Consider the following 9,499-nt stretch of genomic DNA (forward strand, 5'->3'; position numbering starts at 1 on the left):
CTGCCAAGGATGTCCGGGGAGGCGGCACGAACGCACAGGTCAGGGGACCGTACGGGTGACGGCCACCGGTACTGCGGCTAGGGCTTGTCGTTTGGGTGAGGGCCCCCCCCCCCCGCCGGGTGCAAACCACCCGCCCGAGGGCCGGCGCGCCCCCCCCGGGGTCGCGCCCCCCCGCAAGCCGCGCCCCCCACGGCACCCCCCCCCCCATCCGCCAGGGCAACACCGCCAACCAAAACGCCCTCGACCGCCCCCACCACACCCCCCGCCCCCTGAACCCCCACCCCCCCGACCGCCCCCCACCCCCCCCCCGCCGCCGGCGCCCCACCACCCCGACGGGCCGTGGGCGGGGGGTTACGTGCGCTACGTGGTGTGGGGGGGGCCGCACCCCGCCGGGCCCGCCCCGCCTCGTTCACGTGGAAGCAGCGTTCACGCAGAAGCAGCGGAGCGTGTCAGCGGGCTCGGCCGCCGCCGCCCTTCGGCATCTTCATGCCCTTCGGCATCGGACCCTTCGGCAGCGGCATGTTCGACATGAGGTCGCCCATGGCCTTCAGCCGGTCGTTGGTCGCGGTCACCTGGGGGCCGGTCAGCACGCGCGGCAGCTTCAGCATCGTCGTGCGGAGCTTCTTCAGCGGAACCGTTCCCTCGGGTCCCTGACTCGTGCCCACCACGAAGTCGTTGACCGGGACGTCGGAGACGATGCGGGCCATCTTCTTCTTCTCGGCCGCGAGGAGCGACTTCACCCGGTTCGGGTTGCCCTCCGCGACGAGCACGATGCCGGCCTTGCCGACCGCGCGGTGCACCACGTCCTGGCTTCGGTTCATGGCGACCGCGGGGGTCGTCGTCCAGCCACGTCCGATGTTGTCGAGCACGGCCGCGGCCGCGCCGGGCTGTCCCTCCATCTGCCCGAAGGCCGCCTTCTCGGCTCGGCGCCCGAAGATGATCGCCATCGCGAGGAGAGCGAGCAGGAGGCCGAGAATTCCGAGGTAGATGGGGTGACCGATCAAGAAACCGATCGCGAGGAGGACACCGAAGGTGACGATACCCACACCCGCGAGTACGAGACCGATCTTGGTGTCGACCCTGCGGGTCATCTTGTAGGTCTGAGCGATCTGCTTGAGCCGCCCGGTGTTAGCAGCGTCCGCTGCAGTTTCCTTCCTCGCCATGTCTTGAAGTCTACGTGGCCGGGGAAGCGGGCAGAACCCGCACCGGTCCCTGGTTCGTCCCTGGTTCGTCCCTGGTTCGATCAGCCCCGCGAAGCGGCGGCCTCCAGGACGCGCTGCGCCTCCACCCGGTCCTTGGCGCGGCGGCGGTCTTCCAGGACGGAGGTCCAGGCATTGCGGCGGGCGGTGCGCTGGCCGCCGCTCATGAGCAGCGACTCCACGGCGCGCAGTGCGTCGGTGACGGTCGGGATGGCGGTGGCGCGGACGGGCGCGGCCTGCATGGTTGAGGTCCCCCCTCGAAGGGTGATCACGGCGATGGCACGGGGTGTACGGGGCGTGATTCCAGGGTCACTGATTGGTGTTACCAGGGCGTGACCGGACGGTCAAACACCTATGAAGCCTTGACGCTCGCGCCGCAAACGCAGACGCGGCCCTGACGATGCCCCCTAGCTGCGGGGATCGTCAGGACCGCGTCTTACCGGCCACTACCGTTCAGTAGCCTCTTGTGCGTGAATTCACACGGCCTGCGAGGCGGTGAAGGATCCCCGCTTCTCCTTGGCCATCTGGAAGAGCCGGCCCGCGCGGTACGAGGAACGGACCAGCGGGCCCGACATGACGCCGGAGAAACCGATCTGCTCGGCCTCGTCCTTCAGCTCCACGAACTCCTGCGGCTTGACCCAGCGCTCCACGGGGTGGTGCCGCACGGAGGGGCGCAGGTACTGCGTGATGGTGACCAGTTCGCAGCCGGCGTCGTGCAGCTGCCGCAACGCGTCGCTGATCTCCTCGCGGGTCTCGCCCATGCCGAGGATCAGGTTCGACTTGGTGACCAGGCCGAAGTCGCGGGCCTCGGTGATGACCTTCAGCGAGCGCTCGTAGCGGAAGCCCGGACGGATCCGCTTGAAGATCCGCGGGACCGTCTCGACGTTGTGCGCGAAGACCTCGGGGCGGGAGGAGAAGACCTCGGCCAGCTGGTCCGGGTTCGCGTTGAAGTCGGGGGCGAGCAGCTCGACCTTGGTGCGGCCGTCCGCGCGATTGGTCGTCTGGCGGTGGATCTGGCGGACCGTCTCCGCGTACAGCCAGGCGCCGCCGTCCTCCAGGTCGTCGCGGGCGACGCCGGTGATCGTGGCGTAGTTCAGGTCCATCGTGACGACGGACTCGCCGACGCGGCGCGGCTCGTCACGGTCGAGCGGCTCGGGCTTGCCGGTGTCGATCTGGCAGAAGTCGCAACGCCGCGTGCACTGGTCGCCGCCGATGAGGAACGTGGCCTCGCGGTCCTCCCAGCACTCGTAGATGTTGGGACAGCCCGCTTCCTGGCAGACCGTGTGCAGCCCCTCGCTCTTCACGAGGTTCTGCATCTTGGTGTATTCGGGACCCATTTTCGCCCGGGTCTTGATCCACTCGGGCTTGCGCTCGATGGGGGTCTGAGCGTTACGGACCTCCAGGCGCAGCATCTTGCGTCCGTCGGGTGCGACTGCGGACACGACCGGCTCCCTAAAGCTTTGATTCCTCGGCGTACATCAGGGTACGCCCGTGATGTTCGTGGCCCTCACGGGTGGCCAACCGGTGGCCTGCGGGGTGCATTCCCCGAACGGGCTAGACCGAGGCCTTCTCGACCACGCGCGGCTTGAGGTCCGCGTTCCCCAGGACGTCCTGCAGATGCCTCTCGGCGATCGGCAGCACCTCGTCCATCGTGACCTCGCGGCCGAGCTCGTACGAGAGGGAGGTCACGCCAGCGTCGCGGATGCCGCAGGGGATGATCTTGTCGAAGTTGGAGGTGTCCGGGTTCACGTTCAGCGCGAAGCCGTGCATCGTGACGCCCTTGGCGACGCGGATGCCCATCGCGCAGATCTTGCGGTCCTCGTGCCGCTGGCCCGCGTTCGAGGGCGCGTACTCGGCGCCGACGAGACGGTGGTCGAACTCCTCGTCCTCGCTGCTGAGCCGCGGATTGAAGTCCAGGGACAGGCCGCCGAGGTTCGTCCGCTGCTCGATCGGGTCGCCGAGCACCCACACGCCCGCCCGGCCCTCCACGCGCGCGGCCGTGATGCCGAACTCGGCGCAGACCGCGATCATCGCGTCCTCCAGGCGGCGCAGATGCGCGACCACGTCCACCGGGCGCGGGAGCTTCTGGATCGGGTAGCCGACGAGCTGGCCGGGGCCGTGCCAGGTGATCTTGCCGCCGCGGTCCACGTCGATGACCGGGGTGCCGTCGAGCGGGCGCTCCTCGGGAGCGGTGCGGCGGCCGGCCGTGTAGACGGGCGGGTGCTCCAGGAGCAGACAGGTGTCGGGCACCTCGTCGGCGAAGCGAGCGGCGTGCACACGGCGCTGCTCGTCCCAGGCCACCTGGTAATCGACCATGTCCGCACCGAAACCCATGCGGACGAACCGGAACTCACTCACGGCAAGTGCCTCCCTAAGAACCTTCACCGTGCATATAACGCGCCCGGAGCAACTGTACGGCTCCCGAGTGAAGGCCCCGCCGTCCACCCCTCGCGCGGTTTGTCACACGATCGGATGAAGGAGGTGTTTGGCTCGGCCGATCGGGGGACGCCGTGTGCGCAGCGTGATAATTTCAGCGCCGTCCGTGAGCGGGAGCCGGTCACGGAGCACGCCGTTCCATGAGGGAGCAGCGACTAAAGGGGGGCACTCGATGGCCCCCCTTTACCGCTTCCAAGGGCCCGGAAGGCAAACGCACAGCATGACGGAACGACCTCCGCAGCGCACCCCGAACCGCCAGCTCTCCGCGCTCATCGCGGAGGCCGGCTTCTCCAACGCGGGCCTCGCGCGCCGCGTGGACCAGCTCGGGCTCGAACACGGGCTTGACCTGCGGTACGACAAGACATCTGTGACCCGGTGGCTGCGCGGACAGCAGCCCAGAGGCACGACACCGGCGCTCATCGCGGAGGTGTTCACACGCCGGCTCGGCCGCCGCCTCTCCGCGCAGGACCTGGGGCTCGACGCGTGTGCGCCCGTGTACGCGGGGCTGGAGTTCGCGGGGTCGCCCGAGGAGGCCGTCGACATCGTCAGCGGCCTGTGGCGCAAGGACTCCGGCAGCCACGCCGAACTCCGGAAGATCGCGTTCACCCCCGCCGGACTCGTCGTGCCCAGCCGCGACTGGCTGATCGGCCGGGCCGACGACCGGGTCGCCCACGGCGAACAGCTGCCGCGGGTGCCGGTGCAGGGGCGGCCCGTCGCGGTGCCGGGGGCGGCGGGCGGCGCCGTGCCGCGTCAGCGCGGGCGGACCGAGCGCGGGCCCGGACACCGGGTGACGAGCGGGGACATCGCGGCACTGCGCTCGGTGGGCGAACTGTTCCGGGCGCTCGACCACGCGTACGGGGGCGGGCACGCGCGGCAGGCCCTCGTGCGGTACCTGGAGCACGAGGCCGAACCCATGCTGCGCGGGACGTACGGGGAGCAGCACGGGCGGCGCCTGTTCTGCGCGGTCGCCGACCTGACCCGGCTCGCGGGCTGGACCTCGTACGACATCGCGGCGCACGGTCTGGCCCAGCGGTACTTCGTGCAGGCGCTGCGGCTGTCGCAGGCCGCGGGGGACCGGATGTACGGCTCGTACGTGCTGGTCACCATGAGCCGGCAGGCCGTCTACCTCGGGCACGGGCGGGAGGCGGTGCAGCTCGCGCGGGTCGCACAGCAGGGCGTAGGGGCTTCGGCGCCGCCTGCGGTGCAGGCGCTGCTGCATGCCGTGGAGGCGCGCGGGCACGGGGTGCTCGGGGAGGTGCGGGCGTGCACGGCCTCGCTGGTGCGGGCCGAGAGGGCGCTCGGGGCGGTGCGGCCCGGGGACGAGGTGCCGCCGTGGGCGCGGTTCTTCGACGAGGCGCAGTTGGCGGACGAGTTCGGGCACTGCCACCGGGACCTCCAGCAGTACCGGGCCGCGGCGCAGCATGCGGAGCGGTCGTTGCAGCTGCGGGCGCCGGGGTTCGCGCGCAGCCGGTTGTTCTGCCGGGTGGTGCTGGCGTCGGCACGCCTTGGCCTCGGCGAGCTGGACTCGGCGTGTGCGCTCGGGGCGGAGGCGGCGTCGGCGGCGGCGGACATGCGGTCGGTGCGGGCGCATGAGTATGTGCGGGAGTTCGAGCGGCGGCTTGAGCCGTATCGCGATGCGGGGCCCGTCCGGGGGTATCGGGAGAGGGTTGCGGCGTTGGGGTGAGGCGGGGGCTGGTCGTTGGTGGTGACGCGGGGTGCCGGGGTGTGGAGCTTTGCCGGGGTCGGCGCCTGCGGTGTTGTTACGCGGTGGGGTCCCTTGCTCCGGCTGCGCCGGGCGTAGCCCCTCTCCCACCCGCCCGCCCCCTTCGGGCGCTTCGGCACCCCGGGGGTGGGCGTTGTGCGGTGCCGGGGTTTCGGCGTCTGTGGTGTTGTTGCGCGGGATGGTCCTTGTTCCGGCCGCGCCGGGCCTGGCCGATCTTCCACTTGCCCGCTCCCTTCGGGCGCTTCGGGGCGCCGAGGGGGTGTGGCGCTCATCTCCCTCCCGCCCGCCCCCCGGTGCGGGGCGTTGTGCGGCGTCGCGGAGTCCGGGTCGGCGTTTGGGGTGAGAGGTGCGCCGCGTCTGCGGGGCAGGCCGTCGCCTGCTGGCATTGATGTGTGGCCCAGAGGGGGGAGTGGGCCTTGACCGGGTTCGGCGCTGGGTCCGTGGCGGGGGTGGGCTCGACTGTCTTGGGTGGGGAGCCGTGCGCTGCGGACGTACTTCGCGTGGCCGGGGGCACTGCTTCCCGGCACGGAGCGCCGCACGGCCCCGTGCAACAGGTGTAACCCCGGCCGGGGCAGGAGCCCCCGGAGGGGGCGGGTGGGTGGGAGATGGGCGAGGCCCGGGGAGTGGGGAAGGGGGCGTAGGTCCGATGGTCCACCACCGGTGGCCTGGGCCGGGCCCCGCAGGGCGTGGGCCGAGGAGCGGGGCCGGTGGGGCCCCGGAGGGGGTGGCGCGCCCGCCCCCGGAGTTGGGCCACGGAGGCGGGCGCGGTCGGTGGGGTCAGGCGGCGTTCGTGAGTGGGGGTGTCGTCGGTGCGGGGATGCCGAGGTCCGTCAGGAGCGCGTGGGTCGCGCGGCGGGCCGAGTGGAGGGCGCCCTGCACCGTGTTGGCGTCCCGGTGGTCCCCGCACACGTACAGGCCGTCGAGGAGGCGGACCGGGCGGCGCGGGTCGTGCGGGGGTGGCATCGCCGGCACGGCGTGGGCGTCGTGGTGCACGGCCAGGGTTTCCCAGTCGGTGGTCGACGTGCCGTAGAGGGCGCCGAGTTGGGCGCGCAGTTCGCGGTCCGTCGGGGGTGGGCCGAGGACCGTCGAGGAGACCAGGGCGCGGCCCGCCGGGGCTCTCGTGGGGTCCACCTGGCTGATCACCGACGTGTGCGCGACCGGGCCGAGCCGGTCCGCGTCGAGCAGCAGCGCGGGTTCGGCGAGTGGTGGTTCGGGCATGGCGTGGTGCACGACCGTGACCTCGTGGAAGGCGGGGACCCGCAGGCCGGGGAGGAGTTCGGCGGCGTCGTGCGCGCCGGTCGCCAACACCACGGCGCGGCACGGGAGTTGGCCGAGTTCCGTGGTCGTGACCGAGGTCGTGGCGACGGCCGTGGCGTGCACGCCGGTGTGTACCGTGCCGAGCGGCAGGCCCGCCGCGAGCAGCTCCGGCAGAGCGTCGGCGCCGCCCTCCGGCACGGCGAGCCGGCCCGACGCGTACGCGTGCAGGGCGAGGTCGGCGCACCGGCTGGAGGTGCCGAGGTCCGGGTCGCAGAGCAGGGCCGAGAGCAGGGGGCGTACGAAACCGTGGAGGGTCGAGGGCGGCAGGCCGCGGCTCAAGAGGGCCTGGGCGGCGGGGAGTTCGGGCCGGGCGAGGAGGCGGGACGGCTCCGTCGCTGCGAGCCGGGACAGGGACGCGCTCAGGCGCGCGTGGTCCAGCGGGCTGCCGAGGGTGGGGCGCGTTCCACGCGGACTCCGGGGGGCGCTCGCCAAGGCGCGTGCCGCGCTGAGTGCGCCCCTTGTGCGCCGGGGGTCGGTGGGCTCGCCCGCCCGGTGCCGCAGCCCTCCGCTGTGCACGAGCGCGCCGGGGGAGAAGCGGCGCAGGGCGAGGGGTGCGAGGGCGGGGTCGCGGCGCAGTTCCGGGTACGAGGTGCACAGCGGGCGGCCGGTCCGGTCGAGGCGGAAGCCGTCGACCTTCTCGGTGGACATGCGGCCGCCGATGCCGGTGGCGGCCTCCAGGACCAGTGGGCGCAGGCCTGCCCTGGTCAGGTGCCGGGCCGCCGCGAGTCCCGCGACCCCGGCGCCCACGACGACGATGGCTCCCGAACTTGCGTCTGCGCGATCGAGCACGGCGTGCCTCCGGCGGGTCGGGTGGCTGGCGTCCGGGGGCTCATGCCCTCAACGCGCCCTCGGGATACCTGAGTTCGGGGCCCAGGGAACTCGAGGGTAGGCGCGCCGCGGGTGCCGGGCAGTCGCGCGTGGGGGCGGCACGGGGGCACGCCGGTCGCACACCCACGCGCCTCCAACCGGGACGCGCCCGACGGACGCAGGCGATCCCCCACCCGCCGCCGCCCCCGGCCCGTTGCCCGACGGCCCCCGCCTCCCGTCCCTCCGCCCGCTACTCGTCGGCCCCCGCTCCCCGCTCCCCGCCCGTCCCCGCCGTCAGATGGCGCAGGCCCCGGATCGCCAAGGCCGCCGGGGAGTCGGGGCCGGATGTGGTGGCCTCCGTCGTGGACCAGAGTTCCAGGGCCACCCGGATCGCGTCGGTCGCCGCGGCGGCCGTCAGGCGGGTTTCCAGGGGGTCCGCGTCGGGGCCCGCGAGGTGGGTCACGACCGCGAGGAGCTTCTCCTCCGACTCCTGGTTGACCCGGTACCAGACCGCGCGCAGCGCAGGATCGTCCTGGGCCGCGCGCAACAGGGTCCGGGTGCCCCGCAGTGCCTCCTCCGCCGCCTCGTCCGGAGGCGAGAGCGTCGCCGCGGCGGCCGACTCGAGGGCCTGCGGCAGCGGCGTGCCCGGCTCCGTCGCGGCCAGCAGCTCGCGCCAGCGGTCGCCGCCCGACGCGAGCAGCGGGCCCACGGCGTCCTGCTTGTTGCGGAAGTAGCGGTAGAAGGTGCGCAGCGCGACCCCGGCGCCGCGCGCGATCTCCTCGGCGGTGGTGGCGTCGGGGCCCTTCTCGGTGAACAGCTCCATCGCCGCGCGGGCGATGTCGAGCTGGGTCGCCGCTTTGCGGCGGTCGGTCAGCGAGGGCTGCGCGGGCGGCGAAGAGGGCGTTCTGGGCTCGTTCACCCGACGAAGCGTAACCGCACCGGGAATGAAATGGCACAGAACGCCGTTATGGCAAAACGTGCCACCGAAGCGTACGGTGAGCGCAGTGCGAGGACGCACACAGGGACGTGAGGAGTCACCATGAACAGCCAGAACGGCCTCAACCGCTACGAGGGGCGCCGTGTGCTCGTCACCGGTGGCGGCTCCGGCATCGGCCAGGCCACCGTGCTGCGCATGCTGGCGGAGGGCGGCCGGGTCGTCGCGGCCGACGTCAGCGAGGCCGGCCTCAAGGACACCGTGGGCAAGGCGGGCACCGCCGCCGAGCGCCTCACCACGGTCGTCGTGAACATCGCCGACGAGGCCTCCGTGAGCGCCGCCGTCGCCACCGCCGTACAGACGCTCGGGGGGCTCGACGTGCTCGTGAACGCCGCCGGCATCCTGCGCTCCTCGCACACCGAGAAGACGACGCTCGCCGTGTTCAACCAGGTGCTCGCGGTCAACCTCACCGGCACCTTCCTGATGATCCGCGAGGCGATACCCGCACTGCTCCAGGGCGAGTCCGCCGCCGTCGTCAACTTCAGTTCCACGTCCGCGATGTTCGCCCACCCGTACATGGCGGCGTACGCGGCGAGCAAGGGCGGCATCCAGTCGATGACGCACGCGCTGGCCGCCGAGTACGGCAAGCAGGGCATCCGGTTCACCGCCGTACAGCCCGGCTCCATCGCGTCCGGCATGACCGACGGCTCTGGCGCGAGCAAGCAGAGCCAGGGCCCGGGCCTGCCCGAGGACACCGACTGGAGCCTGTTCACGAAGCTGGCGCCCGCGCTGGGCGAGGGCTTCGCCGGTCCCGAGGCGGTGGCCGGGGTCGTCGCGATGCTCGCGTCGCAGGACGGGAAGTTCATCACCGGTACGGAGATCCGTATCGACGGCGGTACGCACTACTGACGGCGGCACGCACTACTGAGCTGCCGCTGAACAGCTAGGGGCTTGTCGTTTGGATCAGGCCGGGCTCGCGGGGCCTGGTGCGCACGCTCGCGGCGTTGTCGTCGGTCGACGACGCTCCGCGTCGCCTCCCTCCTCCGCCTTGCGATCGCACGCACCAGGCCCCGCTCCCTGATC

General features: G+C 72.5%; 8 protein-coding genes. 2 read left to right on the forward strand and 6 right to left on the reverse strand.

The features are described 5' to 3' along the window. Window positions 1-449: 449 nt before the first annotated feature. The 4 genes from ACIA8D_RS41505 to lipB all read right to left on the reverse strand — a co-directional run bounded on the left by ACIA8D_RS41505 (window position 450) and on the right by lipB (window position 3,557). Window positions 450-1,163, reverse strand: coding sequence for a DUF4191 domain-containing protein (locus tag ACIA8D_RS41505; RefSeq protein WP_399240676.1), 714 nt, complete (start codon window positions 1,161-1,163; stop codon window positions 450-452). A gap of 80 nt (window positions 1,164-1,243) precedes the next feature. Further along, window positions 1,244-1,441, reverse strand: a complete 198-nt coding sequence (locus ACIA8D_RS41510; protein WP_399240678.1) for a hypothetical protein — start codon at window positions 1,439-1,441, stop codon at window positions 1,244-1,246. A gap of 234 nt (window positions 1,442-1,675) precedes the next feature. After that, window positions 1,676-2,641, reverse strand: a complete 966-nt coding sequence (gene lipA, locus ACIA8D_RS41515) for a lipoyl synthase (RefSeq protein ID WP_399240680.1) — start codon at window positions 2,639-2,641, stop codon at window positions 1,676-1,678. 112 nt (window positions 2,642-2,753) lie between these two features. Beyond that, window positions 2,754-3,557 (reverse strand): lipoyl(octanoyl) transferase LipB, encoded by an 804-nt coding sequence (gene lipB / locus ACIA8D_RS41520; RefSeq protein ID WP_399240682.1) that lies wholly within the window; start codon window positions 3,555-3,557, stop codon window positions 2,754-2,756. Window positions 3,558-3,855: 298 nt separating this feature from the next. Between lipB and ACIA8D_RS41525 the strand changes: the two genes are divergently transcribed. Then, window positions 3,856-5,319, forward strand: a complete 1,464-nt coding sequence (locus tag ACIA8D_RS41525; protein ID WP_399240684.1) for a regulator — start codon at window positions 3,856-3,858, stop codon at window positions 5,317-5,319. 816 nt (window positions 5,320-6,135) lie between these two features. Here ACIA8D_RS41525 and ACIA8D_RS41530 read toward each other — a convergent pair. Together ACIA8D_RS41530 and ACIA8D_RS41535 are read right to left on the reverse strand one after the other, a co-directional pair. Continuing rightward, a complete protein-coding gene (locus ACIA8D_RS41530) occupies window positions 6,136-7,464 on the reverse strand; it encodes an FAD-dependent oxidoreductase (RefSeq protein WP_399240687.1) in 1,329 nt (442 codons plus the stop codon). Between the two features lie 268 nt (window positions 7,465-7,732). Beyond that, window positions 7,733-8,401, reverse strand: coding sequence for a TetR family transcriptional regulator (locus ACIA8D_RS41535; protein WP_399240689.1), 669 nt, complete (start codon window positions 8,399-8,401; stop codon window positions 7,733-7,735). Window positions 8,402-8,521: 120 nt separating this feature from the next. On the opposite strand from ACIA8D_RS41535, the gene ACIA8D_RS41540 reads away from it, so the two are divergent. Further along, window positions 8,522-9,325 carry an SDR family NAD(P)-dependent oxidoreductase gene (locus ACIA8D_RS41540; RefSeq protein WP_399240691.1) on the forward strand — a complete coding sequence of 268 codons (804 nt, stop codon included), beginning with the start codon at window positions 8,522-8,524 and terminating at the stop codon, window positions 9,323-9,325. Window positions 9,326-9,499 lie beyond the last annotated feature (174 nt).

This window comes from Streptomyces sp. NPDC051684 (assembly GCF_044453445.1).
Lineage (GTDB): Bacteria > Actinomycetota > Actinomycetes > Streptomycetales > Streptomycetaceae > Streptomyces.